This window comes from Inquilinus limosus DSM 16000, assembly GCF_000423185.1.
In the GTDB taxonomy this organism is placed as follows: Bacteria; Pseudomonadota; Alphaproteobacteria; order DSM-16000; family Inquilinaceae; genus Inquilinus; species Inquilinus limosus.
The window spans coordinates 60,734-87,430 of record NZ_AUHM01000023.1 but is presented as its reverse complement, the minus strand read 5'-3'; the positions used below and the strand labels follow the sequence as shown (position 1 = coordinate 87,430).

24 protein-coding genes are annotated in these 26,697 nt (G+C 72.1%); 12 read left to right on the top strand and 12 right to left on the bottom strand.

The window, feature by feature from the left end:
• Positions 1 to 49: 49 nt before the first annotated feature.
• Positions 50 to 2,302, bottom strand: a complete 2,253-nt coding sequence (locus G537_RS38940; protein WP_064742178.1) for a heavy metal translocating P-type ATPase — start codon at positions 2,300 to 2,302, stop codon at positions 50 to 52.
• A gap of 80 nt (positions 2,303 to 2,382) precedes the next feature.
• Between G537_RS38940 and G537_RS0120250 the strand changes: the two genes are divergently transcribed.
• Together G537_RS0120250 and G537_RS0120245 are read left to right on the top strand one after the other, a co-directional pair.
• Positions 2,383 to 2,853: a MerR family transcriptional regulator gene (locus G537_RS0120250; protein ID WP_026871672.1), complete on the top strand. Its 471-nt coding sequence runs from the start codon at positions 2,383 to 2,385 to the stop codon at positions 2,851 to 2,853.
• A gap of 183 nt (positions 2,854 to 3,036) precedes the next feature.
• Complete coding sequence (locus G537_RS0120245) at positions 3,037 to 3,669, top strand: LysE family translocator (RefSeq protein WP_026871671.1); 633 nt, start codon at positions 3,037 to 3,039, stop codon at positions 3,667 to 3,669.
• Between the two features lie 14 nt (positions 3,670 to 3,683).
• Here the strand turns inward: G537_RS0120245 and G537_RS0120240 are convergent, their stop codons facing one another.
• Positions 3,684 to 4,724: a zinc-dependent alcohol dehydrogenase family protein gene (locus tag G537_RS0120240; protein ID WP_026871670.1), complete on the bottom strand. Its 1,041-nt coding sequence runs from the start codon at positions 4,722 to 4,724 to the stop codon at positions 3,684 to 3,686.
• A gap of 179 nt (positions 4,725 to 4,903) precedes the next feature.
• Positions 4,904 to 6,118 (bottom strand): adenylate/guanylate cyclase domain-containing protein, encoded by a 1,215-nt coding sequence (locus G537_RS38935; protein WP_155888691.1) that lies wholly within the window; start codon positions 6,116 to 6,118, stop codon positions 4,904 to 4,906.
• 215 nt (positions 6,119 to 6,333) lie between these two features.
• Here G537_RS38935 and G537_RS0120230 point away from each other — a divergent pair, with 215 nt between their 5' ends.
• Entirely contained in the window at positions 6,334 to 8,001 is a 1,668-nt protein-coding gene (locus G537_RS0120230) for an acetolactate synthase large subunit (protein WP_026871669.1), read from the top strand.
• Positions 8,002 to 8,187: 186 nt separating this feature from the next.
• Here the strand turns inward: G537_RS0120230 and G537_RS0120225 are convergent, their stop codons facing one another.
• Entirely contained in the window at positions 8,188 to 9,489 is a 1,302-nt protein-coding gene (locus tag G537_RS0120225; protein WP_026871668.1) for a DUF445 domain-containing protein, read from the bottom strand.
• Between the two features lie 306 nt (positions 9,490 to 9,795).
• Here G537_RS0120225 and G537_RS0120220 point away from each other — a divergent pair, with 306 nt between their 5' ends.
• The 4 genes from G537_RS0120220 to G537_RS38925 are packed head-to-tail and all read left to right on the top strand — an operon-like array spanning position 9,796 to position 14,127.
• Positions 9,796 to 10,098 carry a DUF5132 domain-containing protein gene (locus G537_RS0120220; protein ID WP_026871667.1) on the top strand — a complete coding sequence of 101 codons (303 nt, stop codon included), beginning with the start codon at positions 9,796 to 9,798 and terminating at the stop codon, positions 10,096 to 10,098.
• 35 nt (positions 10,099 to 10,133) lie between these two features.
• The gene (locus G537_RS42215) at positions 10,134 to 10,499 is read left to right on the top strand and encodes a DUF5132 domain-containing protein (RefSeq protein WP_051248711.1); all 366 of its coding nucleotides are present in this window, start codon (positions 10,134 to 10,136) and stop codon (positions 10,497 to 10,499) included.
• Positions 10,492 to 11,019 carry an HMA2 domain-containing protein gene (locus G537_RS0120210; RefSeq protein WP_026871666.1) on the top strand — a complete coding sequence of 176 codons (528 nt, stop codon included), beginning with the start codon at positions 10,492 to 10,494 and terminating at the stop codon, positions 11,017 to 11,019. The genes G537_RS42215 and G537_RS0120210 overlap by 8 nt, the downstream gene beginning before the upstream one ends.
• Before the next feature lie 3 nt (positions 11,020 to 11,022).
• Complete coding sequence (locus G537_RS38925) at positions 11,023 to 14,127, top strand: cation-translocating P-type ATPase (RefSeq protein ID WP_051248709.1); 3,105 nt, start codon at positions 11,023 to 11,025, stop codon at positions 14,125 to 14,127.
• On the opposite strand, the gene G537_RS45615 is transcribed toward G537_RS38925, so the two are convergent.
• On the bottom strand, positions 14,014 to 14,385 hold the full coding sequence (locus G537_RS45615; protein ID WP_425402300.1) for an HMA2 domain-containing protein: 372 nt from the start codon (positions 14,383 to 14,385) through the stop codon (positions 14,014 to 14,016). The genes G537_RS38925 and G537_RS45615 overlap by 114 nt on opposite strands.
• 168 nt (positions 14,386 to 14,553) lie before the next feature.
• Between G537_RS45615 and G537_RS0120195 the strand changes: the two genes are divergently transcribed.
• A complete protein-coding gene (locus G537_RS0120195; RefSeq protein WP_026871665.1) occupies positions 14,554 to 14,865 on the top strand; it encodes a hypothetical protein in 312 nt (103 codons plus the stop codon).
• 10 nt (positions 14,866 to 14,875) lie between these two features.
• On the opposite strand, the gene G537_RS0120190 is transcribed toward G537_RS0120195, so the two are convergent.
• Both G537_RS0120190 and hisS read right to left on the bottom strand, forming a co-directional pair.
• A complete protein-coding gene (locus G537_RS0120190; RefSeq protein ID WP_026871664.1) occupies positions 14,876 to 15,856 on the bottom strand; it encodes a small ribosomal subunit Rsm22 family protein in 981 nt (326 codons plus the stop codon).
• Between the two features lie 265 nt (positions 15,857 to 16,121).
• A complete protein-coding gene (hisS, locus tag G537_RS0120185; RefSeq protein ID WP_034852375.1) occupies positions 16,122 to 17,465 on the bottom strand; it encodes a histidine--tRNA ligase in 1,344 nt (447 codons plus the stop codon).
• 129 nt (positions 17,466 to 17,594) lie between these two features.
• Here hisS and G537_RS0120180 point away from each other — a divergent pair, with 129 nt between their 5' ends.
• Complete coding sequence (locus tag G537_RS0120180; protein ID WP_026871662.1) at positions 17,595 to 18,698, top strand: peptidoglycan-binding domain-containing protein; 1,104 nt, start codon at positions 17,595 to 17,597, stop codon at positions 18,696 to 18,698.
• On the opposite strand, the gene G537_RS38920 is transcribed toward G537_RS0120180, so the two are convergent.
• From G537_RS38920 to G537_RS0120165, 3 genes are all read right to left on the bottom strand, one after another.
• Positions 18,699 to 19,313 carry a 2-hydroxychromene-2-carboxylate isomerase gene (locus G537_RS38920; RefSeq protein WP_034852374.1) on the bottom strand — a complete coding sequence of 205 codons (615 nt, stop codon included), beginning with the start codon at positions 19,311 to 19,313 and terminating at the stop codon, positions 18,699 to 18,701.
• A 62-nt stretch (positions 19,314 to 19,375) separates the two neighbouring features.
• Positions 19,376 to 20,278: an NAD(P)/FAD-dependent oxidoreductase gene (locus G537_RS0120170; RefSeq protein ID WP_026871661.1), complete on the bottom strand. Its 903-nt coding sequence runs from the start codon at positions 20,276 to 20,278 to the stop codon at positions 19,376 to 19,378.
• A complete protein-coding gene (locus G537_RS0120165; protein WP_026871660.1) occupies positions 20,268 to 20,732 on the bottom strand; it encodes an Rrf2 family transcriptional regulator in 465 nt (154 codons plus the stop codon). Before G537_RS0120165 ends, G537_RS0120170 begins: the two co-directional genes overlap by 11 nt.
• Positions 20,733 to 20,840: 108 nt before the next feature.
• Here G537_RS0120165 and G537_RS0120160 point away from each other — a divergent pair, with 108 nt between their 5' ends.
• The gene (locus tag G537_RS0120160) at positions 20,841 to 22,649 is read left to right on the top strand and encodes an ABCB family ABC transporter ATP-binding protein/permease (RefSeq protein ID WP_211230440.1); all 1,809 of its coding nucleotides are present in this window, start codon (positions 20,841 to 20,843) and stop codon (positions 22,647 to 22,649) included.
• Between the two features lie 117 nt (positions 22,650 to 22,766).
• Here the strand turns inward: G537_RS0120160 and G537_RS0120155 are convergent, their stop codons facing one another.
• Together G537_RS0120155 and G537_RS0120150 are read right to left on the bottom strand one after the other, a co-directional pair.
• Complete coding sequence (locus G537_RS0120155; protein WP_026871658.1) at positions 22,767 to 23,663, bottom strand: NAD(P)-dependent oxidoreductase; 897 nt, start codon at positions 23,661 to 23,663, stop codon at positions 22,767 to 22,769.
• A 33-nt stretch (positions 23,664 to 23,696) separates the two neighbouring features.
• Entirely contained in the window at positions 23,697 to 24,890 is a 1,194-nt protein-coding gene (locus tag G537_RS0120150) for an acetyl-CoA C-acyltransferase (protein WP_026871657.1), read from the bottom strand.
• 116 nt (positions 24,891 to 25,006) lie between these two features.
• Here G537_RS0120150 and G537_RS0120145 point away from each other — a divergent pair, with 116 nt between their 5' ends.
• Together G537_RS0120145 and G537_RS0120140 are read left to right on the top strand one after the other, a co-directional pair.
• Positions 25,007 to 26,140, top strand: a complete 1,134-nt coding sequence (locus tag G537_RS0120145; RefSeq protein WP_034852372.1) for a cupin domain-containing protein — start codon at positions 25,007 to 25,009, stop codon at positions 26,138 to 26,140.
• Positions 26,141 to 26,237: 97 nt separating this feature from the next.
• Positions 26,238 to 26,633 carry an OmpA family protein gene (locus tag G537_RS0120140; protein ID WP_026871655.1) on the top strand — a complete coding sequence of 132 codons (396 nt, stop codon included), beginning with the start codon at positions 26,238 to 26,240 and terminating at the stop codon, positions 26,631 to 26,633.
• Positions 26,634 to 26,697: the final 64 nt, after the last annotated feature.

Below are 26,697 nucleotides of genomic sequence, written 5' to 3'. Positions count from 1 at the left end.
GGTCATGAGCTCGACTATGGGGATATGGTCCCACACATCGGGTTCGCGGTCACGCCTCGATTGGCTTGGAGCCGGATCGGCAGGCGCCATGGGCGCAGCAATGGTCGTCTCCCGCCGCGGCGTGATCGTCGCCCTTGCCATGGGCGGCCGCCTGACCCCGCGCCGGCGCCGGCAGGCGCAGCAGCCTGAGCGCGTTGAGCGTCACCAGCACGGTCGCGCCGGTGTCGGCCAGGATCGCCATCCACAGCGAGGTGGCGCCGAACAGCGTGGTGGCGAGGAACAGCGCCTTGAGGCCGAGGGCGACGGCGATGTTCTGGCGGATGTTCGCCAGGGTGGCGCGCGACAGGCCGATCAGCTCGGCCACGCCGGTGACGCGGTTGTGCATCAGCGCGGCATCCGCCGTCTCCAGCGCCACGTCGGTGCCGCCGCCCATGGCGACGCCGACCGAGGCGGCGGCCAGCGCCGGCGCGTCGTTGATGCCGTCGCCGACCATCGCCACCGGCCCCTCGGCCTTCAGCCAGCCGATCGCCGCCAGCTTGTCGTCCGGCAGCAGCTCGGCCTCGACCGCGATGCCGAGCGTGCCGGCGACCGCCTCGGCGGTGCGGCGGTTGTCGCCGGTCAGCATCACCGGGCGCACCCCGGCCCGGCGCAGGGCCGCCACCGCGGCGGCCGCGTCATCACGCGGCTCGTCGCGCAGCCCGATCAGCCCGCGCGGCCCGGATTCGCCCAGCAGCACGACCACGGTCTTGCCCCGCCCCTCCAGCGCCGCGACCCGGTCGGCCAGCGCGGCCGGAAGCGTGCCGCGTTCGGCGGCGTAGCGCGGCGACCCGACCGCCAGCAGGGCGCCGCCGACCCGGCCCAGCACCGCCTTGCCGGGAAGGGCCGAAGCGTCGGCGACGGCCGGCACCGCGACCTCGCGGGCGGCCGCTTCCTCCAGGATGGCGCGGGCCAGCGGATGGCTGGAGCCGCTCTCGACCGCGGCGGCCTCGGCCAGCACCGCGGCCTCCGTGCCCTCCAGCGCCACGATGTCGGTCACCTGCGGCCGGCCCAGGGTCAGCGTGCCGGTCTTGTCGAAGGCCACGGCCTTGACCTTGCCCAACGCCTCCAGCGCCGCGCCGCCCTTCAGCAGCAGGCCGCGCCGGGTGCCGGCGGCGATGCCGGAGGCGATCGCCGCCGGGGTGGACAGCACCAGGGCGCAGGGGCAGGCGATCAGCAGCAGCGACAGGCCGCGATAGGCCCAGACCGACCAGTCGCCGCCGAACAGCAACGGCGGCCCCGCGATCACCAGCGCGGCGACGGCCATGGCGGCCGGGGTGTACCAGGCGCTGAACCGGTCGATGAAGCGCGCCGTCGGCGCCTTGCTGGCCTGCGCCGCCTCGACCATGTGGATGATCCGGGCGATGGTGTTGTCGGCCGCCGTCCGCGACACCTGGACGCGCAAGACGCCGCCGGCATTGATGCTGCCGGCATAGACCGCGTCGCCCGCCGCCTTGGCCACCGGCACGGATTCGCCGGTGATCGGCGCCTCGTCCAGCTCCGACGCGCCGTCGACGATCTCGCCGTCGGCCGGCACCCGGTCGCCGGGGCGGACCAGCACGATGTCGCCGACCGCGAGGTCGTCGACCGGGACGGTCGCCAGGACGCCGTTCGCCTCGCGCTGCGCCGTGCGCGGCACCAGCGCGACCAGCGCCTTGATGCCCTGGCGGGCGCGGCCGGCGGCGACGGTCTCCAGCAGCTCGCCGACGGCGAACAGGAACACCACCACCGCCGCCTCGGACGCCGCGCCGATGGCGATGGCGCCGACCGCGGCGACGGCCATCAGCGTCTCGATGCTGAAGGGCGAGCCCGAGCGGATCAGGGCCAGGGCCCGGCGGGCGACCGGCACCAGCCCGAGCAGCGCCGCGGCGACATAGGCCCATTCGGCCTCGGCCGGCACGATCTGCGCCGCGACGAAGGCGGCGGCCAGCAGGAGGCCGGTGAAGCCGACCAGCTGCGCCTTGCGCTCGCGCCACCACGGCGCGGCCTCGGCCGGGGCCGGCGCCTTGGCCGCCGTGTCGGCGATCGCGGTCGGGGTGAAGCCGAGGGCGCGGATCTTCTGCTCCACCGCGCTGCCGTCGGCCGCGGCGCCCGCCGCGCCGAAGGCCAGCGTGCCGGCGGCGAAATTGACCTCGACGCCGCTGACGCCCTCGATCCGGCCGAGAGCCGTCTCCAGCTTGCCGACGCAGCTCGGGCAGTCCATGCCGTCGACCCGGTACCGCAGGATCCGGCCGCCCTGCCCCTCAGTCGCTGCGATCATCGCCATCGCGACGCACTCCCTTGCCGAAAGAACCGTCGCAGGGGAAGATGGGAGCTACAGCGACTGTAGCTTCAAGAGGAAAAATCATGTCCGCGCGCGGCGACGCGATGCCGATCGGCGAGCTGGCCCGCCGCACCGGCTGCAAGGTCCAGACCATCCGCTACTACGAGCAGATCGGGCTGATGCCGGAGGCGGCGCGGACCCTGGGCAACCAGCGGATCTACGGCCGGGCGCACAGCGACCGTCTGGCCTTCATCCGCCACAGCCGCGAGCTGGGCTTCCCGCTGGACGCCATCCGCCAGCTGCTGACCCTGGCCGACGACCCGAGCCAGCCCTGCGCCACCGCCGACCGCATCGCGCAGGAGCAGTTGGTGGCCGTGCAGAATCGCATCGCCCGGCTGGAGGCGCTGAAGGCGGAGCTGGAGCGGATGGTGGAGCAGTGCCGGCACGGCACCATCGGCCACTGCCGGGTGATCGAGGTGCTGGCCGACCACAGCCACGGCCACTGCCTGCATTCCGACCACGGCACGGGCGAGGATATCGAGACGGCCGCCTGACCAACATCGTCATTGCGAGCGCAGCGAAGCAATCCAGGGCCGTGGAAGCTGCCCCTGGATTGCTTCGTCGGCTTCGCCTCCTCGCAATGACGCAGAGGGATGGGCGTTCTGAGAAAATCCCGCTTGCGGGCGTTGCCCGGACGGCCCGTCATGGCGGACCAACTCGGCCCCAGGGAGGACACCATGGATCTTGCCGTTCCGCTGCTCAGCATCCTCGGCGCCATCGTCGTCGGCGCGGCCAGCCCGGGGCCCAGCTTCGTCTTCGTCACCCGCACCGCCATCGCCCTGTCGCGCCGCGACGGGCTGGCGGCGGCGCTGGGCATGGGCATCGGCGGCGTCATCTATGGCGGGCTCGGCCTGTTCGGCCTGCAGGCGATCCTGGCCCAGGTGGAGTGGCTGTACCTGACGCTGAAGGTGCTGGGCGGCCTCTACCTGCTGTGGCTCGCCCTCGCCCTGTGGCGCACCGCCGACAAGCCGATCGTGGTGCCGAAGACGGCGGAGGGCCGGCCGCGCAGCGTCCGCCGCTCCTTCACCCTGGCGCTCGTCACCCAGCTCAGCAACCCCAAGGCCGCGATCGTCTACGGCAGCATCTTCGCCGCCTTCCTGCCGGCGCAGGTGCCGGCCTGGACATTCGCCGTGCTGCTGCCGGCGATCTTCGCGATCGAGGCCGGCTGGTACACCATCGTCGCCCTGGTCTTCTCCGCCGACCGGCCGCGCGCCGTCTATCTGCGCTGGAAGCGCTGGTTCGACCGCGCCGCCGGCTCGGTCATGGGCGCGCTGGGGCTGCGCCTGATCCTGGGCGCCGGGAGGGCGTAGGCCCCTCCTCCGACTCAGAACCGCGTGACGACGCTGATGCCGGTGCCGTCGAAACGGTCCATCTGGGTCAAGGCCACCGCCGCCTCGTCGAGGCCGATGCGGCTGCCGATCAGCTTCTGCGGGGCCAGCTTGCCCGCCTGGATCATGTCGAGCATCGCCTGGTAGCGGAACGCCTGCATGCCGTGGCTGCCCAGGATCTCCAGCTCATAGGCGATCACCCGGTCCATCGGGACCGGCGGGCGGGCGTGGTCGTCCAGCATCAGCCCGACCTGGATGTGCCGGCCGCGCCGGCGAAGGCAGCGGATCGAATTCATGCAGGTGGCGGGGTGGCCGAGCGCGTCGACCGAGACATGCGCGCCGCCCCCGGTCAGATCGCGGATCTCGTGCACGACATTGGCCGAGCCGGCGGCGTTGACGGCCGCCGTGGCGCCGAGCTGGCGGGCGAGGTCGAGCTTCTGCTCGGTCAGGTCGACCGCCACGACATTGGCCCCGAGGGCGCTGGCGATCATGATCGCCGACAGCCCGACGCCGCCGCAGCCATGCACCGCCACCCACTCCCCACCCCGCACCCGGCCCTGGTCGACAATGGCGCGGAAGGAGGTGGCGAAGCGGCAGCCCAGGCTGGCGGCCGTGGCCGAATCCAACTCATCCGACAGGCCGACGAGATTGGCGTCGGCGAAGTCGAGCGCGACGTATTCGGCGAAGGAGCCCCAGGCGGTGAAGCCGGGCTGGAACTGCCGTTCGCAGACCTGCTGGTTGCCGCTGGCGCATTCCGGGCAATGGCCGCAGCCGGCGACGAAGGGCACCGTGACCCGCTGGCCGGTGCGCCAGCGCCGGACCTGCGGCCCGACCGCGACGATGGTGCCGGCCAGCTCGTGCCCCGGCACATGCGGCAGCACGATGTCGGGGTCGTGGCCCATCCAGCCGTGCCAGTCGCTGCGGCACAGCCCCGTCGCTTCGACCTGGACCACGACGCCCTCCGGCGACGGCGCCGGATCGGGCACGGTCTGCACGGTCGGCGCCTGGCGGAACTGTTCGAAGACGACGGCTTTCATCGCAGGAGGCCTGTGGCTGTTGTCGGCGAGACCTTATCGGAACGATCGAAAGGTCCCAACACCGTCATGGCGAGCGAAGCGTGGCCATCCAGTCTTTCGGCCACCGCGCTCGATGGCGACAGGCTGGATGGCCACGCCCCTTCGGGGCTCGCCATGACGATGAGAGAGGCTGCCTCGAACTATCCGACACCAAAAATCCGGTGCGTGCCCTCGACGTCGCGCAGCACGTGCCGGCCGAGGTCGACCAGCGGGCGGCCGCAGGCGTCGCGGAACGGCTCGGACACCAGCACCCGGCGGCGCAGGGTCTTGGTCAGCTCCTCCAGCCGGCTGGCGCGGTTCACCGCTGGGCCGATCACGGTGAAATCGAGCCGCCGCGCCGCGCCGATATTGCCGTAGGCGATCTCGCCGACATGCAGGCCGATGCCGAAATCGACCGCATCCGGCCCCGTGAGGCCGCGCTCGGCATTGGTGGCGTCGACCTTGGCGCAGAAGGCCTCGGCCGCGGCCAGGGCAGCGGCGCAGGCGGCGCCGCGGTCGGTCTCGGCCGTCACCGGGAAGATCGCCAGCACAGCGTCGCCGATGAACTTCAGGATCTCGCCGCCCTCGGCCTCGATCGCCGCGCCCATGTCGCCGAACCAGCCGTTCAGCAGTTCGACCACCTCGCCGATGGCATTGGTCTCACTGCGCCGGGTGAAGGCGCGCAGATCGGCCAGCCAGATCGCCGCCTCGATCCAGTCGACCTGGCCGCGCTCGATCTGGCCCTCGACGATGCGTTGGCTGGTGCGGGCGCCGACATAGGTGTCGAGCAGGTCGAGCGCGATCCGCTTCCACACCTGGCGCTCGGCATAGGGGCTGAACAGCCGGGCAGCGGTGTCCAGCGCCTTCAGGTCGTCGTCGTCGAAGCCGCCCGGCTGCCGCGTGGCGAAGGACAGGAAGCGGGTGCGGCTGGTGTCGAGGAAGGGCAGCGGCGTGATGAAGTAATCGGTGGCGCCGAGCTCATGCAGCTCCTGCATCAGCGGCATCTCGGCGGCCGCGGGGGCCGGCCGCCGGCGATACGCCCGCTCGGTGTCGTCGACGATCTTGGTCGGGCTGTTGAGATAGCCCGGGCTCTGCAGGATTCCCTGCCGGGCGCGCTCCCCGAACTCGATGGTCTCGTCGCTCCAGACCAGCATGGTGCCGCTGATCTCGGGATGCAGCACCTCGAGCCCGAGATGGATCCGCCAGACCGGGACGATGGTCCGCGACACCTGCTCGCAGAAGCCGGGAAACAGGGCCTTGAGCGGCACCGGCCGGCACGTCGCCTCGGCCAGCCAGAGGCCGAGCGCCTGCAGCCCGGCGCGATGCCGGTCGGCGATGGCTCGGGTGTCCCAGTCGGGCGGCAATCCGTCTTGCATGGCGGGAGAAGACCCCTTCGGCGGGTCGCGGTCAATGCGGCGCGTGCCGCGGCGCCACGGACATCATCGCATCACCATGCCGGTCCCGGCCAGCCCGCCCGGCCATGCCGTGCGTGCGCATGCCGTCCGTCTGCCCTGCAGCGAGGTCATGTCGCCGGCGCGCTTCGAGGCCTATCCTGCCGGGGCATCGCACCGCCCAGCAAGAGAGGACCGACATGGCTGCGCAGCGGACAGGATCCGACCTTCTCGTCGAGGCCCTGGTCAATGAGGGCGTGGACCGCGTCTTCGGCGTGCCCGGCGAGGAGAACCTGGACATCGTCGAATCGCTCCGCCGCTCCGGCATCGAGCTGATCGTCACCCGGCACGAGCAGTCGGCCGCCTTCATGGCCGCGACCTATGGAAGGCTGACCGGCAAGGCCGGCGTCTGCCTGACCACGCTCGGCCCCGGCGCCACCAACCTCGCCACCGGCGCCGCCTATGCCCTCTTGGGCGCCATGCCGATGGTGATGATCACCGGCCAGAAGCCGATCCTGAAGAGCCGCCAGGCGCAGTTCCAGATCGTCGACATCGTCGCCACCATGCGGCCGCTGACCAAGTCGTCGCGCCAGATCGTCAGCACCGCCGCAATCCCGACCCTGGTGCGCAACGCCTTTCGCATCGCCCAGGAGGAGCGGCCAGGCCCGGTGCATCTGGAGCTGCCGGAGGACATCGCCGCCGTCCCGGCGCCCGAAGGGCTGGGTCCGGTGCCGCTGCATCCGCTGGAGCTGCCGGTGGGGAACGACGCGGCCATCGCCACCGCCGCCGAGATGCTGCGCGCGGCCGAACGCCCGCTGGTGATGATCGGCGCCGCCGGCAACCGCCGCCACCTGGTGCCGGCCCTGTCCGACTTCGTGCGCCGGATGAACATCCCCTTCTTCAACACCCAGATGGGCAAGGGCGCCGTCGACGGCAATTCCGGCCTCTATATCGGCACCGCCGCCCTGTCCGAGGGCGACTATCTGCACGACGCGGTGACGAAGGCCGACCTGATCCTGGCGATCGGCCACGACGTGGTGGAGAAGCCGCCCTTCATCATGGAGCAGGCGGGGCAGAAGGTGATCCATGTCGGCTACCAGCCGGCCGACATCGCCGAGGTCTACTTCCCGGACCATGAGGTGGTGGGCGACATCGGCGCCTCGCTGGCACGGATCGCCGGGGTCTTCGGCGGGCCGCACCCGACCGCGGTCGAGGCCTTCGCCGAGCTGCGCCGCAAGATCCTGGAGAAGGTGGCGGCGGACGGGACGAGCGGCAAATTCCCGCTGCTGCCGCAGCGCATCGTCTACGACGTGCGGGCGGTGATGCCGGAGGACGGCGTCGTCGCCCTCGACAACGGCATGTACAAGATCTGGTTCGCCCGCAGCTACCGCACCCATATCGCCAACACCATCCTCCTGGACAATGCTCTGGCGACCATGGGCGCCGGCCTGCCCTCGGCCATGGTGGCGGCGATGCTCTACCCGGACCGCCGGGTGATGGCGGTGTGCGGCGACGGCGGCTTCATGATGAACTCGCAGGAGCTGGAGACGGCGATCCGGCTGAAGCTGAACCTGGTCGTCGTGATCCTGGTCGACAACGCCTACGGCATGATCCGCTGGAAGCAGGAGGCGCAGGGCTTCGCCGACTGGGGCCTGACCTTCGGCAACCCGGATTTCGTGACCTATGCCCGGGCCTACGGCGCGACCGGCTGGAGCATCGAGTCCGCCGCCGATTTCGCGCCGACGCTGGAGAAGGCCTTCGCCCAGGGCGGGGTGCATCTGGTCAGCGTGCCGGTCGACTACGCCGAGAACAGCCGCGTCTTCATCGAGGAGCTGCGCAGCCACGCCTCGGCGGTGGAGGCGGACTGAGAGCCGGCGCGGCGGCCCGGCCGCCGCGTCTTACCGACGAGCCTATGACAGAATCGTCATTGCGAGCGCAGCGAAGCAATCCAGGGCCGCAAGAGCGGAGACATGGATTGCTTCGTCGGCTTCGCCTCCTCGCAATGACGGTTCTTTTGCAGAGGGTATGAAGAAGAGTCCGTTTACGGGCTGCCGTCAGCCGAACAGCTGCGAGACGAGGAAGATCAGGCAGCCGACGCAGGCGCCGACGATGGTGCCGTTCATGCGGATGTACTGCAGGTCGCTGCCGACCACGAGCTCCAGCCGGTCGGTCAAGGTGCGCGTGTCCCAGCTGCGCACCACCTCGGCGATGAAGCCGCCGAGCTTGCGCCGCCAGGAAATGAGCTGGATCGCCAGGCGCCGGACCAGGGCGTCGATCTGCGCCTGCATGGCGTCGTCGGTGGCGAGCGCGCGGCCGATCAGGGCGATGCCGTGCTCGAGCGCGGCGCGCGTCCGCGAGGCCGGGTCGGCCAGGTCCTCCAGCGCCGCCCGGGAGAGCCGGCCCCAGATCGAGCCGAGCCAGGCCTGCACCTCCGGGCTGTCGAGGATCCGGTTCTTCGAGGCGTTGATCTGGTCGCGCCGGGCCGGCGAGTGCAGCAGCTCCTCGATCAGGGCGGCGAGCGCCTCGCGGAACCGCAGCCGCGCCTCGCTGTCCGGCCGGCGCAGGTCGCTCAGCAGGTCGGCGATGGCCGAAACGATGGCGGCGGCGATGCGGCGGTCGATCGTCTTCGGAATCCACCAGCGGCTGCGGGCTTCCACCAGCCGGTCGATCTGGCCGCGGTTCTCCTCCAGCCAGCGGACGCCGATGCCGATCGCCCGCTCGAACAGGATGTCGGCCTCGCCGCTGGTCGCCACCAGCTGGACCACCCGGCCGAGGATCGGCGCGAGGTCGGCGCGCCGGAGCTGCTCGCCCAGCGTGCGGTTGGCGAAATCCTGCAGGTCGTGGTCCTCCAGCGACCGGATCAGCCCCGGCAGGGCGCCGGCGACCAGCCCGGCGATCTCCGGCGCGGTTCCCGGCGCCCCCAGCCAAGCGGCGAAGCGCTGCCCGACCCGGGCGTCGGCGAGCTTCCGCAGCAGGATCTCCTCGGTCAGGAAGTTCCGCTCGATGAAGCGGCCGAGGGTGCGCGCGATCCGGTCCTTGCTGCCGGGGATGATCGCGGTGTGGGGGATCGGCAGGCCCAGCGGATGGCGGAACAGCGCGGTCACCGCGAACCAGTCGGCGATGCCGCCGACGATCCCGGCCTCGGCGCCGGCGCGCAGGAGCTGGGTGGCGAAACCCGGCTGCTCGACCAGATGCGTACCGACGAAGGCCGCCCCCATGGTGGCGAGCAGCCCGGTCGCGAACCGGCGGTTGCGCCGCAGGCGGCGGCGCGCGACCTCCTCCGTCCGGCCGGACGCGAAGGGCGGGGCAACCGACACGACGGCGGAATCCGGCTGCGGCGGCGGGATTGAGGCCATGTCTCGATCCTCCCTCTCCCGGAACGGAACGGTCTTCCTTCTTCCGTCGACCGATCGAAACGAAACGATACGGCGCAGAAATTGAAAGAAAAATGTAACACCCCGGTAGAGTTCTTGCGCATCGGGTGTTAACGTATTTCGAGGGAGACGACCAAGCGACGCGCGGGTCCTCCGATACCTTGAGCCACGATCGGGCCGAGCTGGCGAACCGGTTTTCGCCAGTTCGAGGACTCTTCGCTCTTCCGCCTCCCTGAGCGCCGACCCACGCGCCGCGCGGTCCAGCAACCGTTCCGGGAGGAACGCAAAATGGCCCTGTTCGAAGACGTCCTGAAAGGCGGCACTGGCACCGGTCTGCTGGTCGGCCTCGGCGCCGTCCTGCTCGCCCCGACCGTGCTTCCGACCGTCGGCCGGGTCCTGCGGCCGGTGGCGAAGACGGTGATCAAGACCGGCATGGTCCTCTACAACGAAACGTTGAGCGGGGTCGGCGAAGTAACCGGGGACATCGTCGCCGAGGCGCGGGCCGAACTCGAACAGGAGCAGGCCGCGACCAATGGCGGCGGTAGGACGCAACCCGCCAGCCGCCGCACCAAGGCGGAGCAGACCGCCTGACGCGGGCGACGACCAGCGATCCCGAGGGGGACCCCATGGCCAAGCTACTCAACGGCAACGTGCTGACGGCGCTGGTGGCCGGAATCGTCGGCGCGGCCATCGCCCCGCATGTCCTGCCGCGCCTCTCGAATGCCGCCCGGCCGGCGGCGAAGGGCGCGATCAAGACGGGCCTGGCGCTCTATGAACGCGGCCGCGAGACGCTCGCGGAATGGGGCGAGACGGCGGAGGACCTGGTGGCCGAGGTCCAGGCCGAGCGCGAGGAAGACCTGCAGAAGCAGGGCCCGCGGCCGGTCCCGCCGGCCTCGGCGGAGAAGACGGCTGCCGCAGGGGCTGGCGACGAGCTCCAGGGCAGCGGCGAGACCGCAGGGCCGGCGGACGAGCGGACACGCGCCGATGGCTGACCGACCCGCAGGCCATATCTGCCACCTGACCCCCGGACGTATCCGCATCCGGATTCCGGAGAGGCGCCACGACGCCGCCTATTTCGCCGCGGTGCAGGACCGGCTGTCGCAATGGGCCGGGGTCGAGGCGGTGGCGGTCAACCCGCGGACGGCGAGCGTGCTGGTGCATTACTCGGATGCCGCCGGCCTGTTCCACGCCCACGCCACGGCGAACGACCTGTTCACCCTGGTCGATCCGCCGGTCGGCCGGCCGGCTTCCCCCGCGGCCTGGATCCGAAGCGCCGCGGGCCGGCCGCGAGGACGGCTGGGCCGCGGCTGGAGCGCGGCAAAGACCGAGCTGCGGTCGGCCATCGCCATCGGGCTGCTCGGCGCCGGGGTCTATCAGCTGCTTCGCGGCCGGATCGCCGCCCCGGCGGTCACCCTCCTGTGGTATGCGGGCGACGCCGCCGGGCTCTGGCGCAACGGGCTGGTGCCGCGCCCTCCGCCGTCCACGACCGACACGCAGGAAAAGCGGGCTTGAGCGGTGCAGCCGGACGCCGCCGCAGCCGCCGACCCGGTCGGCGGCCCCGCCCCCTCCGCGGCCGGGATCCGGCCTGTCCATGTCGCCGTGCCGGGCCGGGCCCGCTTCCGCGTCGACGGGCTGCGCCGCAGCGACCGGGTTAAGCAGGCGCTCGAGCGCTGGCTGAACGGCGGCGTCATCCATAGGGCCTCGGCCAGCACAACCACCGGCGCGCTTCTGGTCCTGTTCGACCCGGCGATACCGCTGACTTCGGTCGAGGCGAAGATCCGGACGGCGCTGCACCGCGCGCTGGCCGGGGACATGAAGGACCTGCCCAACGGGGAGGACGAGGACGGCGAGCGCTGGCACGCGCTTTCGGCCGACGACACCTTGGCCCGCCTCGAAGCGACACCCGATGGGCTGTCGCAGGCGGAGGCCAGCCGCCGCCTCGCCCGGCACGGACCCAACGCCATCCCCCGCGCCCATGGCCGCAGCCGACTGGAGATCCTGCTCGGCCAAGTGCAGAGCCTGCCGGTCGCCCTGCTGGCCGCCGGATCGGTCCTCTCGCTCCTCACCGGCGCCGTGCTGGATGCCGCCGTGATCCTGGCCGTGGTCGGCATGAATGCCGGCATCGGCTATCTCACCGAGACCCGGGCCGAACGGACCATCGATACGCTCGCCGACATCGGATCGCGCAGCACGCGCGCGGTCCGGGACGGGGCGGTGCGCAACGTCACGGTCGACGACATCGTCCCCGGCGACGTGCTGGACCTGCGGCCGGGCACGGTCGTCGCCGCGGATGCCCGCCTGATCGCCGCGGACCGGCTGACGGTGAACGAGGCGCCGCTGACCGGCGAAAGCCTGCCCGTGCTCAAGCGACCCGACCCAGTGCCGCCGGAAGCGGCTCTGGCGGATCGCGCCGGCATGGTCTACCGCGGCACCGTCGTCACCGGCGGCGCCGGGCGGGCGGTTGCCATCGCCACCGGACCGCACACGCAGATGGGACGGATCCAGGCGCTGGTCGACGCGGCAGCCGCGCCCGACTCGCCGATGCAGCGCCAGCTCGACCGGCTCGGCCGCCAGCTCGTCTGGGCCTCGCTGGCGCTGTGCGGCGCGGTCTTCGCCGTCGGGCTGCTGCGTGGCCACCGGCTGCTGCCGATGCTGAAATCGGCGGTGTCGCTCGCGGTCGCCGCCGTGCCGGAGGGCCTGCCGACCCTCGCCACGACCACGCTCGCGCTCGGGCTCGAGGATCTGCGCCGCCGCGGCATCCTGGTGCGGCAGCTGGCGACGGTGGAAGGCCTGTCGGCGGTCCAGATCGCCTGCTTCGACAAGACCGGAACCCTGACACAGAACCGGATGTCGGTCGCCCGCATCGCCTGCGGCCCGCGCCGGCGTTATCGGGTCGTCCGCGACCGCACCTTCCTGGCCGAGCACGGCAGGGAACCCCGCATGGTCGATCTCGATGCCGTGCCGGACTTGGCCCGGTTGCTGCAGCTCGGGGCGCTGTGCAGCGAGGCCGACCTGCTGGCCGGGCCGAGGGGGCCGGAGATCGCCGGCTCGGGCACCGAGGCCGCGCTGCTGCGGGCGGCGCTGGCGGCGAATCTCGACGTCGCGGCACTGCGGCGGCAATGGCCGCAGACGGACCTGTCGCAGCGGTCCGAGCACCGGCCCTACATGGTCACCACCCATGTCTCGGCCGGCCGGGTGCTGACCGCGGTGAAGGGCAGCCCCGACGAGGTGCTCGCGCTGTGCCGGCAGCAGTTGCGGAACGGCGTGCCCCGCCCCCTGACCGAACGCGGCCGCCGGCTGATCCGGCGCCGCAACGCCGAGATGGCGTCCGAAGCGCTGCGGGTTCTCGGCCTGGCCTACCGGCTGAACGGCAGCGCGGCGCAGACCGAGGCGGCGATGCGCCCTGACGACGGCCTGGTCTGGGTCGGGCTGGCCGGGCTGGCCGATCCCGTCCGCGACGGCGCCGCCGATGCTATCGCGGCGCTGCGGCAGGCCGGCGTCGCGGTGCTGATGATCACCGGCGACCAGGCCGCGACGGCGAATGCGATCGCCCGCACGCTGGCCCTGGCGCCCCCCGATCCCGCCGCCCCGCGCGACGCCGAAGCGGCGCTGCGGGAGATCCGGGCGACCTCCGCGGCGAGCATCCCCCGCATCTTCGCCCGGGTCACGCCGGGGCAGAAGCTGCGGATCGTCCGGGCGCTGCAGCAGGCGGGGCTGGTCGTCGCCATGACCGGCGACGGCGTCAACGACACGCCGCCGATGAAGGCCGCCGATATCGGCGTCGCCCTCGGCGGCGGCGCCGATGCCGCGCTGCAGACCGCCGATGTCGTGCTGCACGGCGACGAGCTGATCGGCCTGAGCATCGCGATCGAGCGCGGCCGCGCCACCTACGCGAACATCCGGCGGGCGATCCGCTACCTGCTGGCGACCAATCTGAGCGAGATCGCGCTGATGCTGGCGGTGACCGCGGCCGGCATCGGCGGGCCGCTGTCGCCGATGCAACTGCTCTGGCTGAACCTGGTGAGCGACGTGCTGCCGGCGCTGGGGCTGGCGCTGGAGCCGCCGGACCCGGAGCTGATGCACCGCCCGCCCCGGGATCCGGCCGAGCCGATCATCCCGCCCTTCGACATGAGAGGTCTGATGCGGGACGGGGCGCTGATCGCCGGCGGCGGGCTGGCGGCGCAGATCTATGCGACACTGCGCCACGGCGCCTCGCCGCGGGCGCAGGCGGTCACCTTCGCCGCCCTGGTCACCGGCCAGCTGCTCTACGCCCTGACCTGCCGTGCGCCGCGGCCGGAACCCGCGGCCAGGATCCAACCGCCGGGCAATCCCTATCTGCCGCTGGGCCTCGGGCTGTCCTTCGCGGCCCAGGCCGCGGCCCTGTTCCTGCCCGGGCTGCGCCGAGCGTTCGGCGGCCCGATCGACGCGCTGGACCTGGCGGTCGCTTTGGGCACGGGCACGCTGCCGCTGCTGGCGGGCCGGACCGGGGAACGCCGCCCGCCCGGCCTAGATCAATCCCCGAAAGAACGCGGTGGCGGATCGCTCGGCCAGGACCTGCAGGAAGGCACGCCCGAAGCAATCGACCAGGCGTTCCGGGATGGTCCCGAAGGACTCCGATGACGGGGGCCGCGCCGGGGGAGCGGACGACCTCTCGACATATCCGAGCCGGGCCAGCTCCTCCCACAGCGCGGCGGGGGACAGCGCCCGGTGGTCATAGGCGATGATGACGCTGCCGGTCACGGTGTTGGCGCTGACCGAGGTCACGCCTTCGATGGCGGCGACCGTCGTCTCCACGGCGGCGGCGATGCGGGGCTTGCGGCGAAACAGCGGCAGCTGGACCCGCAACCGCCCCGACGAAGAATGAACGTACTCGACCATGGCGACCCGAACTGAAGTTCGGCGTCTTCTAATTCATTCATGTTGCAAACCAATGACGCCTTCGTGTCGGCCGGCCGTGATCCGACGATGTCATGGCGGACCCAGGTCCGAATGCGAGTGTTGTCACTTTTAGAACCGACCGGAGTTGCCCTTCCGAGGAGGCTCGACATGTACATCGCCCGCTTCTCGTACGACGTTCAGCCCGTCAACCGCCAGAGCGCGATCGAATTCATTCATCGCGAGGTCGAGGCCGCCCGGCGCAACCAGCTCAGGGCCCGGCTGCTGGTGCCGCTGACCCGCGGCCAGGGCGGCGCCGCGCTGCAGTTCGAGGTGGAGCTGACCAGCCTGGATCAGTTCGACCGGTTCCGGGAGCACGGGATCGGCAACGACGAAGAGACGGGCCGGTGGATGCACGCCTTCAGCGAGATCCTGACCTCGCCGCCCACGGTCGAGTTGCTGCGCGTGGAGAACAGCCGGTAGGCGGACCGGCCTAGCTGCCGCTGTCTTCCGCCTCCAGCGCATCGCCCCATCGAAGCCGTCGTGCCGTCTTCAGCAGGGCGCCGTCCCGCTTGGTCACCGTGCGCTCGACCAACCCTTCCGGCGCGCACAGCCGCAGGTCGATGCGGGATCCGGCGCCGCGAGGCGGGGCGATGACGCGGCCGGCGATCGGCGCGGCCTGGCGGCGCGAGACCGCGACATAGGAGAACTTCTCGTCCTCCCACGGCACCTCGCCGCCCTTGGCCTGGCGGTGCAGGCGCGAGCGGGCGACGCGCTGCGCGAAATGACACCAGTCCGGCTCGACCAGCGGGCAGGCGCGGTCGTGCGGGCACGGGGCGACGACATGGCCGCCCGATGCGATCAGCCGGTCACGGGCATCGAGAATGCGGCGGTACCCGGCCGGGGTGCCGGGCTCGACGATCAGCAGCACGTCGCCGGTCGCCGCCCACAGCCCGTCGACCAGGGCGCCGCGCCGGTCCGGCGCCAGCTCGTCCAGCACATAGGACAGGATGACGAGGTCGTGCGCCGGCAGCTCCGGCAGGGGTCGGGCCAGATCGGCGGCGCGCCATTCGGCCGGCGGCAACGCCGCCCCTTCGGTCAGCCGAGCGCCCCGGTCGCGAAAGGCGGCGCTGCCCTCCAGCAGGGTGGCGGCGGCGAGGTCCGGCCACGTCCCGGCCGCGGCCCAGAGCGCGGTGCCCGGCCCGGCACCGGCGTCGAGCAGGCTTGCCGGAGCGAAGTCCGGCCGCCGCAGCGTGATTGCTTCCAAACAAGCGCGGATCGCGGCATAGGTGGCCGGCAGCCTTGTGGCCAGATAGGCCTGCACCGCCCGGTCGTCATCGACATGGAAGCGGCCGTCGCGCAGCTCTGCCCTATAGCGCTGCGACAGCCGCGACGCCGCGGCCGACAGCTCGGCCAGGCTGACGCCCTCCAGCGCCCGGTCGACCGCGGCGCGCAGCGCGGCCGGGAGTTCCATGGCTCAGGCCTCCGGCCGCGAACCCCACGAGTCCCCCCTCCCCTCGCGGGAGGGGGATAGGGGGAGGGGGTTCGCACCGCCAGAGCCGGCGCTTTGCGGGGAAACCGGGAATGGTCCGATCCCAGTAGAGCACCGTCCGGAGTCTGGCCTCGACAGCCCCCTCCCCCTTCCCCCCTCCCGCAAGGGGAGGGGGGACAAGATTGAGCATGGCCCTGATGAACGGGGACCGAGGAACGGAAGGGGAGACCTGGCCTCCATCAGCCTCCTACCCCGCCAAAACCCGCCGCACGGCTTCGACCAGATCGCCCTGCGGATGGGTCTGCTGCTCGCCCGAGACCAGGTCCTTCAGCACCGCCGTGCCGGCGGCGATCTCGGTCTCGCCGGCGATCACGGCCAAGCGGAAGCCCTTCTTGTCGGCGTATTTCAGCTGGTCGCCGACCTTCTTCCCTTCGGTGAACAGCTCGGTCGCGATGCCGCCGGCGCGCAGCATCGTCGCCACGCCGAGATAATAGGGCAGCTGCGCCCGGTCCATCACCGTCACCAGCACCGGGGCCGGGGTGGCGGCACCGGGCTTCAGGAGGCCGGCGTCGAACAGGCGCGACAGCAGGCGGGTGACGCCGATCGAGATGCCGACGCCCGGCAGCTTCTGCCGGGTGTAGTTGCTGGCCAGATCCTCGTAGCGGCCGCCGGAGCAGATGCTGCCGACCTCGGGGTTCGCCACCAGCTGGGTCTCGTAGACCGTGCCGGTGTAGTAGTCGAGGCCGCGGACGATGGCGAGGTCGATGCGCCAGCGATGCGCCGGCACCTGGAAGGCGGCGAGGCCGTCGGCCACTTGGCCGAGCTCGTCCAGCCCCTCGCGATAGAGCTCGCCGCCCTCGATCGCGCGCAGGTCGTCGATCGTCACCGGCCGGGTGACCAGGTCGACGATCCGCTCCGCCGCGGCCGCGTCGATGCCGGCCTGGGCGGACAGGTCGGCGATGGTGCGCTCGCGGCTGACCTTCTCGATCGCATCGATCACCTTGAGCGCTGCCCCCACGCCCTCGGCCGACAGCCCCTGGTCGGCCAGATAGCCCTGCAGCAGCTTGCGGTTGTTGATGCGGATGACGAATTCGCCGATGCCGATGCGCGAGAAGATGGCATTGATCACGCAGGGGATCTCGGCATCGGCCAGGAAGCCCAGCGTGCCGTTGCCGATGACGTCGATATCGGCCTGGTAGAATTCCCGGAACCGACCGGCCTGGGGCCGCTCGCCGCGCCACACCTTCTGGATCTGGTAGCGCCGGAACGGGAAGGTCAGCCGCGCCGCGTTCTGCGCCACGTAGCGCGCCGTCGGCACGGTCAGGTCGAAATGCAGCGCCATGTCGGTCGAGGGATCCTCCCCCTCCCCCGCCGCCAGGCGGGACAGGGCGTAGATCTCCTTCTCGACGATGCCCTTGGCGGTCAGGATCTCGCGCCGCTCCACCGCCGCCGTCTCGATCGGGGTGAAGCCGTAGCGCTCATACTCCTCGCGGATGATGCGCAGGATGCGGTCCTCGACCAGCTTCTCCTCCGGCAGCCATTCCGGGAAGCCGCTGATCGGCTGGGGCTTGACGATTCGAGTCTCGGACATCGCGGTCATCTTCCAAGGGGGTGTGGCGGTTTAGCCGATCGCGCCGCCGCCGTCATCCCGCGCGGAATCGGAACCCGACCTGCGCCGCAGGCGTTTCGCACGCGACCGAACGATACGGGAGAGCCTTAGATGCGTTCACCCCTTGCCCTGGCCTGCCTGGCGGCGACCGCCGGCTGGGCGGGCATTGCCGCCGCCGCCACCATCGAGCCCGGCACCTATGTCGCCAGCGGCGGCGCACCGATCCGCCTGCTGGTCGAGCCGGCGCGGGACGGCAACGTCGCCTTCCTGCTGCACCGCTCCAGCCGCGGCGGCGTGTGCCTGATGTCCGGCATGGCGAAGCCGGTGGGCGACACCATCACCTGGACCAGCAACAGTGGCGCCAACCTGGCGATCCACTTCGACGGCCGCGGCGCCACGGTCGAGACGAGCAACGCGCTGCCGCAGAACTGCGACGGCGCGCCCCGCATCGCCGGCGCCTATGTCTTCGACAACGCCGCGATCGAATACGACCGGGCCGAGATCGGCGCGGTGCAGGGCGCCCTGAACGGACAGGGCTACCGGCTGGGCCGCGTCGACGGCGTGGCCGGGCAGCGCACCCTGGCGGCGGTGCGGGATTACCAGCAGAAGAACAACATCCCGTCGCCGAACAACGGGCTGACTCTGGAGACGGTGGCCCATCTGGCCAGCGGCGGCCGGCCCGTCGCCGCCACGCCGAGCGCGCCGACCCCGGTCGCGCCGGCCACGGCGCCGGCCGCGACCGATGCCGGCGCCGCCGCGCCCCAGACCGACACCGCCGCCGCGACGCCGACCGCGCCCGCCCCGGCCAGCCCGCCGCCGCCCCTGCGCTGGCTGGACCCGATCCCCGACCGGCTGATCCCGCTGCTGGAGGCGCGCTACGCGCCGATGGTGTCGCCGGCGGTGATCAACTGGCGCGACGCGCCGTTCCAGGTGGCGGAGATGGAGCTGGACGAGAAGCCCGGGCAGCTGACCCCGGACGTGATCGTGTTCTGGAACGATGCCAAGCACTGCGACGACAACGGCTGCCCCTGGGAGATCCTGGCCGAGGGCTCGCAGTCGCTGACCCCGGTGGCCGACGGCAAGGCGCGCGACTTCGCCCTGGCGCCGAGCTACACCGGCGGCAAGCGCGACCTGCTGGTCGACGGTAACCGGCTGTTCCGCTGGAACGGCAAGGGCTGGGCGCCGGAGTATTACAAGCCGGAGAAGGTGAGGTAGTCAGCCGGCGGCGGCGCGAGGGCTGCCCCCAAGGCGCCATTCCAGCTGGTCCAGCCGGTCGGCGCCCCAGAAGCCCTCGCCGTCCAGCAGGAAGAAGGGCGAGCCGAACACGCCCTTCTGCAGCGCCGCCTCGGTCTCCGCCCGCAGCCGGTCCTTCACCTCCGGCCGTTGGATCGCCGCCGCGGTCTCCGCCTCGTCGAGGCCGAGCCCGGCGGCGATGCGGACCACCGCCTCCGGCGCGGCGATGTCCTCGCCGCGGCCCCAATGCGCGGCGTAGAGGGCGACGGCGAGGTCGTGCGCCAGCGCCGGCCGGGCATCGGCCAGCCACCACACCGCGCGGGACGGCGCCAGCGCCGCGATCGGCCATTGCGCCGGCAGGGTGAACGGCACGCCGAGGAAGGCGGCGAAGCGCGCCGCATCGCGCTCCAGATACGGCCCGCGCACCGGCAGAGTGCGGATCGGCTGGGTGCCGATCTGCTTCATGATCGGCCCCAGCAGCACCGGCTTCCACCGCACCTCGCGGCCGTGGCGCGCGGCCAGCGCGTCGATCTGCGTGGCGCCGAGATAGCCATAGGGGCTGGCGAAGTCGAAATAGAACTCGATCGGCGACGGCATCCTGCTCTCCTCCCGGCCGGGCACAGCCTCGCTTAGCCCGGCCGTGCTGTCGACCGGATATCCTACGCCGCCATCCCCATCAGTGACCGGTGGGCGCACACCCCCGCCATCACGCCCGAGGCCGAGGCCAGGGTGGCGTTGTGCATCGGGTTCGCCGCGTCGCCCGCGGCGAAGACCCCACGGACCGTCGTCTGCTTGAAGTCGTCGACGCGCAGGCAGGGCCCGGTCGGGCCGTCGTCGACGGCGCAGCCGAGCTGCTCCGCCAGCGGGCTGGCCATGCGCGTCTTCGCCGCGGTGAACAGGGCGGCAACCGCCACGATCCGGCCGTCGGCCAGCCGCACGGCCTCGAGTGCCGGCGCGGTGCCCAGCAGCTCCACGATCGGGCTGCGCTCGATCCGCACGCCGCGGGCGGCCAGATGCGCCGCCTGCTCGGCGTCCGGCTCGAACACGCCCTGGGTGAAGTGGGTGGTCGGGCCCCAGTCGGGCAGCATCGCGGCCTGATGGGCCGACAGCGGGTGGTTGGCCAGGACGCCGAGGGGCCGGCCGGCGACCTCGTAGCCATGGCAGTAGGGGCAGTGCAGCACCGTGGCGCCCCATCGCTCCTGCAGCCCCGGCACCGGCGGCAGCTCGTCGGCCACACCGATGGCCAGGATCAGGCAGGACGCCACCTCCTCGCGGCCACTGGCCAGGGCCACGGCGAAACCCCCTTCGGTCCGGCGGGCCGCCACGGCCTCACCCTCGACGAACGCCACCGTCGGATAGGCGCGAAGCTGCCGCGCGGCCTCCTGCTGGATCGCCAGCGGCGGCTTGCCGTCCTGGCCGAGGAAGCCGTGCGCCGCGGCGGCGAAGCGGTTGCGCGGCCGGCCGGCATCGATCACCAGCACCCGGCGGCGGGCGCGGGCCAGCTGCATCGCCGCGGACAGGCCGGCGTAGCTGCCGCCGACCACGATGACGTCATGAACCATGATGCGGATCTCCGTGAGGGTGGTCGCCGCCGGCGTTGAGCCGGCGGGCATCGGCCGCGAGGTCGGCCAGGGTCAGGGTCGCGAGGCGCCGGTCGAGAGCGCGTTCGGCCTCCTGCATCGCCTCGTCCAGCGCGGCGGTCACCGCCCGCAGGATCAGGCAGGTCGGCTGGGGGACCTCGAACGCCGCGAGCGAGACCACCCGCTCGCCGAGGGCGTGCTGGATCTCGGCCAGGGTGACCGCGTCCGGCGGCCGCGCCAGGCGCCAGCCGCCGCCGTGTCCCTTGACCGAGGTGACGATGCCGGCCTCGCGCAGCCCGGCGAAGCCGCGCCGGATCACCACGGGGTTGGTGCCGACGAAGGCCGCCATCTCGGCCGAGGTCATGGCCGCGTCGGGCCGCTCGGCCATGTGCACCAGCACGTGGAGGGCGGCGGAAAGGCGTTCGCTGCGCTTCATGTAACTTTGAAAGTTACATGATTCGATCGCCACGGCAAGCGCGATGGCGACGGGATGCCGGTGCCGGCCGTGTATTAGGATGGGACATTGACGACGCGAGTCCGGCCCATGTCGATGACACCGCCCCGGGGGGACCACAGCGCACGCGGCGACCTGGCCACGCTGGGGCGGGTCATGCCCTATCTGTGGCGCGGCGAAAGCTGGGGCGTGCGGCTGCGCATCCTGGCCTGCGTCGCCCTGGTGTTCCTGTCCTCCTTCGCCGTGGCGCTGGTGCCGCTGCTGTTCTCGCTGGCGATCGACGCCTATGCCGGGAAGGCGAACACCTGGGCGGTCGGGGCGCTGGGCATCATCTCGGCCTACGCCGTCGCGTCCTGGATCGGGCGCATCCTGGGCGAGCTGCAATACGCCGCCTACGGCCCGATCGAGCACCGGCTGGTGCGGCGGCTGAGCCGCACCTTCTTCAGCCATCTGCACGGGCTGTCGCTGCGCTTCCATCTGGGCCGCCGCACCGGCGCGGTCAGCGAGGACCTGGGCCGCGGCCTCTCCGGCATCCGCGAGCTGATCTACGACGTCGCCTTCCGCATCCTGCCGCTGCTGATCGAGATCGCCGCCACCTGCGCCATCCTGCTGGCGCATCTGCCGCCCTTCTACGCCCTGGTCACCGCCGCCACCCTGGCCGCCTTCGCCTGGGCGATGACGCTGGGCGCCGACAGCCTGCGGACCACGATCCGGACCATGAACCGGGAGAGCAGCAGCGCCCATGCGGTCGCCATCGACAGCCTGATCAACTACGAGACGGTGAAGTATTTCGGCGCGGAAGGGGCGATCGGCCGCCGCTACGACGAGCGGCTGGAGGAGGTGGAGCGGCTGGCGGCGCGCGGCCTGGCGCTGCGCAGCCTGAACGGCATCGCCCAGATGACGGTGCTGAGCCTCGGCCTCGCCATCCTGCTGATCCTCGGCGGCCAAGCGGTGCAGGCCGGCACGATGTCGGTCGGCGACCTGGTGCTGCTGAACACCTATTTCGTCCGCCTGGCCCGGCCGCTGGAGCAGCTGAGCCGCCTGTACCGGGTGATCCGCAACTCGCTGGGGTCGGTCGAGCAGATGTTCGCTCTGCTGGACGAGACGCCCGAGGTGACGGATGCGCCCGGCGCGGTGCCGCTGCCACCCGGCCGCGGCGCGCTGGTCTTTGAGCACGTCTCCTTCGCCTACGATCCGCGCCGGCCGATCCTGCGCGACGTCAGCTTCACCCTGCCGGCCGGGCGAACGGTGGCGGTGGTCGGCGCCTCGGGCGCCGGCAAGTCGACCATCGCCCGGCTGCTGTTCCGCTTCTACGATCCGGCCGCCGGCCGGATCCTGATCGACGGCCACGACCTGCGCGACGTCACCCAGGCCTCCCTGCGCGCTGCTATTGCCGTGGTGCCGCAGGACACGGTGCTGCTGAACGAGACGCTGTTCGACAACCTGGTCTTCGGCCGGCCCGACGCGACGCGGGAGGAGGTCGAGGCGGCGGCGCGGATCGCCCAGCTGGACCGCTTCGTCGCCGGGCTGCCGGACGGCTGGGACACGCGGGTCGGCGAGCGCGGGCTGAAGCTGTCGGGCGGCGAGAAGCAGCGCGTCGCCATCGCCCGCGCCGTGCTGAAGCGGCCGCGGCTGTTCATCTTCGATGAGGCGACATCATCGCTGGACAGTGCCACCGAACAGGCGATCCAGGGCCGCCTGGCCGAGGCGTCGCGCGGCACCTCGACCCTGATCATCGCCCACCGGCTGTCGACCGTGGTCGATGCCGACGAGATCCTGGTGCTGGACCACGGCCGCATCGCCGAGCGCGGCAGCCACACGGCGCTGCTGGCCCGGAACGGGCTCTATGCCGCGCTGTGGCGCCGCCAGCACCGGGTGGCCGAGCCGGTTACAGAGTAAGACAGAGCGTCATTGCGAGCGCAGCGAAGCAATCCAGGGGCCAGTGCGAGCCGCCCTGGATTGCTTCGTCGGCTTCGCCTCCTCGCAATGACGGCGAGGGAGGGATGCGTCTGCGCCTCAATCCACCTTCATCCCCGCCGCCTCCGCCGCGTCGAGGGCGATCGCGGTCCAGTCGAGGTCGCCGCGGCCGCGGGCGATCGAGCCGATGAAGCGCTCGCGCAGCACCGCGGCGAAGGGCAGCGGCACGCCCGCCTTCTCCCCGGCCGCCATCGCCAGCCCGACATCCTTGAGCCCGAGCGGCATGCGGAAGCCGGGCGGCGAGAACTGCTTGTCGACGATGAAGCCGCCGTAGTTCCTGTAGATCGGCGCGGCGAAGATCGAGCTGGAATACAGCTCATGCGCCTGGCGGGCGGAGACGCCGTGCTTCTCCAGCAGGGTGAAGGTCTCGGCCATCGCCTCGATCGCCGCCGCGATCATGAAGTTGCCGCCGATCTTGACGACGTTCGCCGCCTCCGGCGCCTCGCCGAAGTCGTGCACCGCCTGGCCCAGCGTCTCCAGCACCGGCCGCACGGCCTCCTTGGCCGCGGCGGGGCCGGAAACGGCGATCCAGAGCTGGCCCGATCCTGCCGCCGGCGGCCGGCCGAAGACCGGCGCCGCGACATAGGCCGACCCGGCCGTCGCATGCGCGGCCGCGAGATCGGCGGCGATCGCCGGGCTGACCGTGCTCATCGACAGATGCACGCCGCCCTGGCCGAGGCCCGAGAGGATGCCGCTGTCGCCGGTGGTCACGCTCTTCAGGGCCGCGTCCTCCGCGACCATCGAGAGGACGATGCCGTCGGCCGCGGCCTCGGCCGGCGTCGCCGCCCGCACCGCGCCCTTGGCCAGCAGCGGCTCTTCCGCCCCCGCGCTGCGGTTCCACACCGCGACCGGCCAGCCCTGGTCGAGCAGGCGCGTCGCCATCGCCGCCCCCATCGAGCCGAGCCCGACCACGCCGATCCGCTTTTTCTCTGTCATCGTCCTGTCCTCTCGTTCCGGCGGGCCCACCGGCTATGCCGCCACCCGCTCGATCGCCACCGCCGTCGCCTCGCCGCCGCCGATGCAGAGCGCCGCGACGCCGCGCTTGAGGCCGTGGGTCTCCAGCGCATTCAACAGGGTGACGATGATCCGCGCTCCCGACGCGCCGACCGGATGGCCGAGCGCGCAGGCGCCGCCATGGACATTGACCTTGTCATGCGGCAGGTCGAGGTCGCGCATCGCCGCCATGGTGACCACGGCGAAGGCCTCGTTGATCTCGAACAGGTCGACATCCTTCGTCGACCAGCCGGTCTTCGCGAACAGCGTCTCGATCGCCCCGATCGGCGCGGTGGTGAACCAGGCCGGCGCCCGCGCGTGGCTGGCGTGGCCGACGATCTGCGCCAGCACCGGCAGGCCGCGCTTCTCCGCCTCCGACCGGCGCAGCAGCACCAGCGCCGCGCCGCCGTCGGAGATCGAGCTGGAGTTGGCCGCCGTCACCGTGCCGTCCGGGCGGAAGGCGGGCTTCAGAGTCGGGATCTTGTCCGGCCGGGCGGTGCGCGGCTGCTCGTCGGTCGCGGCGGTGACGTCGCCGCCGCGGCCCTTCACCGTCACCGCCGCGATCTCGCGGGCGAAGGTGCCGTCCTCCGATGCCTTGCGCGCCCGCTCCAGGCTGGCCAGCGCGAAGCGGTCCTGCTGCTCGCGGGTGAACTGATAGTGCTGCGCCGTGTCCTCGGCATAGGTGCCCATCAGCCGGCCGGGCTCATAGGCGTCCTCGAGCCCGTCGAGGAACATGTGGTCCAGCACCCGGCCGTGGCCCATGCGATAGCCGCCGCGGGCGCGGTCCAGCAGATAGGGCGCGTTGGTCATGCTCTCCAGACCGCCCGCGACGCCGATGCCGATCGAGCCGGCGGCGATCGCGTCATGGATCTGCATCACCGCCTTCATGCCGGAGCCACACATCTTGTTGACCGTGGTGCAGGGCACCGCGTCGGGCAGGCCGGCGCCGCGGGCGGCCTGGCGCGCCGGGGCCTGGCCGAGCCCGGCCGGCAGCACGCAGCCCATCACCACCTCCTCGACCTGATCGGCGGCAAGGCCCGCGCGCTGCAGCGCCGCGCCGATGGCGACGGCGCCGAGCTGCGGCGCGCGCACGTCCTTCAGCTCGCCCTGGAAGCCGCCCATCGGGGTGCGGGCCGCACCCGCGATAACGACGGGATCATTCGCGCTCATGACATCCTCCGGTGTCTCGTTGCGGCGATGCTAGCACGCCGGAGGCGCCGCTGGGCGAGCGCGGATCGACCCGGTAGAGTGCGCGCCGTCGTTTCTCGAGCAACATCGCGGCATCCATGACCGATCCCCTGCTCGGCGGCCTGTCCGCCGCCGACTTCCTGGCCCGCCACTGGCAGAAGGCGCCGCTGCTGATCCGCCAGGCGATCCCGGGCTGGACCAGCCCGATCACCCCGGACGAGCTGGCGGGCCTCGCCTGCGAGGACGGAGTCGAGAGCCGCCTGATCACCCGGCGCCGCGGCAAGTGGTCGGTGCGGCACGGGCCGTTCGACGAGGCCGATTTCGGCAGGCTGCCGGCCAAGGACTGGACCCTCCTTGTCCAGGGCGTCGACCTCTGGGAGCCGGAGGTGGCGGCGCTGCGCGAGCGCTTCCGCTTCGTGCCCGACTGGCGCCTCGACGACGTCATGGTCAGCTACGCCCCGCCGGGCGGCGGCGTCGGCGCCCATGTCGACCAGTACGACGTGTTCCTGCTGCAGGGCCTCGGCCGCCGGCGCTGGCGGATCGGCGGCGCCGCCGAGATCCGGCCCGTCTGGGTGCCGGACCAGCCGTTGAAGCTGCTGGCCGAGTTCGAGCCGGCGGAGGAGTGGGTGCTGGAGCCGGGCGACATGCTGTACCTGCCGCCGGGCTGGGCCCATGACGGCGTCGCCGAGGACGACTGCCTGACCTTCTCGATCGGCTTCCGGGCGCCGAGCGTGGCCGAGCTGGCCGGCCGCTTCGCCGCCGCCGTGGCCGATGCCGAGGACGAGGAGCGGCGCTATTCCGATCCGGACCTGACCCCGCCGGTCCACCCCGCAGAGATCCCGGACGAGGCGATCGAGCGGGTGCGCGCGTATCTCGCCGAAAGGCTGGACGACCGCCGCTTCCTGGCCGGCTGGCTGGGTGGCCTGCTGACCGAGCCGAAGGAGGAGCGCGAGCCGCCGCCGCGCAAGCGCCGCCCGACCGGGGCGCTGCGCCGGGCGATCGGCAGCCGCCTGGCCTTCGTCCGCGACGGCGCCGGTGTCACCCTGTTCGCCGACGGCGAAGCGCATCCGGCCCCGGCCGGGGCAGCCGCCGAGGCGGCGCTGCGGCTGTGCGGCGACGGCCGGCTGTCGGCCGAGCAGGCCAAGGCGGCCTGGGCCGATCCGGCGGCGGCGGCGCTGCTGGATGCGCTGCTGGCCCGCGGCGCGATCGAGGCAGCCGGCAGGACGGGCTGAGACGGCTTTCACAACGAAGCGAAGCGGAACCGCTTCTATCGGGAGGTCAGGTCAGGTAAAGAATCCCGACCAACGACAAACGCGAACAGGTTCGATCATGCCGATTGCAAGCCGTCGTGCGCTCCTGGCCCTGCTTCCCGTCCTCGCCATCGCCGCCTGCGCCCCGAAGCAGGGCGGCGCCTACGCCATCTTCTTCCCCAAGGACAGCGCCGAGCTGACCCCGGACGCCCGGAAGCTGATCGCCTCGGCGGCGGCCGAAGCGAAGAACTGGAACGCGAAATCGATCGCCGTCGACGGCTTCGCCGGCGCCGCCGGGCCGAAGGACGCCAACCAGGAGCTGTCGGCCAAGCGGGCGGAGGCGGTGGTCGTCGCCCTGCAGCAGGACGGCGTCTCGCCGGCCCTGATCCGCCGGGTCGAGGCGCATGGCGAGGCCGGCGCCCTGCCGGCCGTCAGCGTCGGTGACCGGCGGGTCGAGATCCGGATCGCCTATTGACGGTCCCCACCCCTTGCCATTGCCGGGTCAAGCCCGGCAATGACAGGCAAGGGAAGGCTGTACG

Bases quoted from the DNA above. Each gene is read 5' to 3' on its own strand.
- G537_RS38940 (WP_064742178.1), bottom strand. From the start codon at position 2,302: ATGGCGATGATCGCAGCGACTGAGGGGCAGGGCGGCCGGATCCTGCGG.
- G537_RS0120250 (WP_026871672.1), top strand. From the start codon at position 2,383: ATGTCCGCGCGCGGCGACGCGATGCCGATCGGCGAGCTGGCCCGCCGC.
- G537_RS0120245 (WP_026871671.1), top strand. From the start codon at position 3,037: ATGGATCTTGCCGTTCCGCTGCTCAGCATCCTCGGCGCCATCGTCGTC.
- G537_RS0120240 (WP_026871670.1), bottom strand. From the start codon at position 4,724: ATGAAAGCCGTCGTCTTCGAACAGTTCCGCCAGGCGCCGACCGTGCAG.
- G537_RS38935 (WP_155888691.1), bottom strand. From the start codon at position 6,118: ATGCAAGACGGATTGCCGCCCGACTGGGACACCCGAGCCATCGCCGAC.
- G537_RS0120230 (WP_026871669.1), top strand. From the start codon at position 6,334: ATGGCTGCGCAGCGGACAGGATCCGACCTTCTCGTCGAGGCCCTGGTC.
- G537_RS0120225 (WP_026871668.1), bottom strand. From the start codon at position 9,489: ATGGCCTCAATCCCGCCGCCGCAGCCGGATTCCGCCGTCGTGTCGGTT.
- G537_RS0120220 (WP_026871667.1), top strand. From the start codon at position 9,796: ATGGCCCTGTTCGAAGACGTCCTGAAAGGCGGCACTGGCACCGGTCTG.
- G537_RS42215 (WP_051248711.1), top strand. From the start codon at position 10,134: ATGGCCAAGCTACTCAACGGCAACGTGCTGACGGCGCTGGTGGCCGGA.
- G537_RS0120210 (WP_026871666.1), top strand. From the start codon at position 10,492: ATGGCTGACCGACCCGCAGGCCATATCTGCCACCTGACCCCCGGACGT.
- G537_RS45615 (WP_425402300.1), bottom strand. From the start codon at position 14,385: ATGGTCGAGTACGTTCATTCTTCGTCGGGGCGGTTGCGGGTCCAGCTG.
- G537_RS0120195 (WP_026871665.1), top strand. From the start codon at position 14,554: ATGTACATCGCCCGCTTCTCGTACGACGTTCAGCCCGTCAACCGCCAG.
- G537_RS0120190 (WP_026871664.1), bottom strand. From the start codon at position 15,856: ATGGAACTCCCGGCCGCGCTGCGCGCCGCGGTCGACCGGGCGCTGGAG.
- hisS (WP_034852375.1), bottom strand. From the start codon at position 17,465: ATGTCCGAGACTCGAATCGTCAAGCCCCAGCCGATCAGCGGCTTCCCG.
- G537_RS0120180 (WP_026871662.1), top strand. From the start codon at position 17,595: ATGCGTTCACCCCTTGCCCTGGCCTGCCTGGCGGCGACCGCCGGCTGG.
- G537_RS38920 (WP_034852374.1), bottom strand. From the start codon at position 19,313: ATGCCGTCGCCGATCGAGTTCTATTTCGACTTCGCCAGCCCCTATGGC.
- G537_RS0120170 (WP_026871661.1), bottom strand. From the start codon at position 20,278: ATGGTTCATGACGTCATCGTGGTCGGCGGCAGCTACGCCGGCCTGTCC.
- G537_RS0120165 (WP_026871660.1), bottom strand. From the start codon at position 20,732: ATGAAGCGCAGCGAACGCCTTTCCGCCGCCCTCCACGTGCTGGTGCAC.
- G537_RS0120160 (WP_211230440.1), top strand. From the start codon at position 20,841: ATGTCGATGACACCGCCCCGGGGGGACCACAGCGCACGCGGCGACCTG.
- G537_RS0120155 (WP_026871658.1), bottom strand. From the start codon at position 23,663: ATGACAGAGAAAAAGCGGATCGGCGTGGTCGGGCTCGGCTCGATGGGG.
- G537_RS0120150 (WP_026871657.1), bottom strand. From the start codon at position 24,890: ATGAGCGCGAATGATCCCGTCGTTATCGCGGGTGCGGCCCGCACCCCG.
- G537_RS0120145 (WP_034852372.1), top strand. From the start codon at position 25,007: ATGACCGATCCCCTGCTCGGCGGCCTGTCCGCCGCCGACTTCCTGGCC.
- G537_RS0120140 (WP_026871655.1), top strand. From the start codon at position 26,238: ATGCCGATTGCAAGCCGTCGTGCGCTCCTGGCCCTGCTTCCCGTCCTC.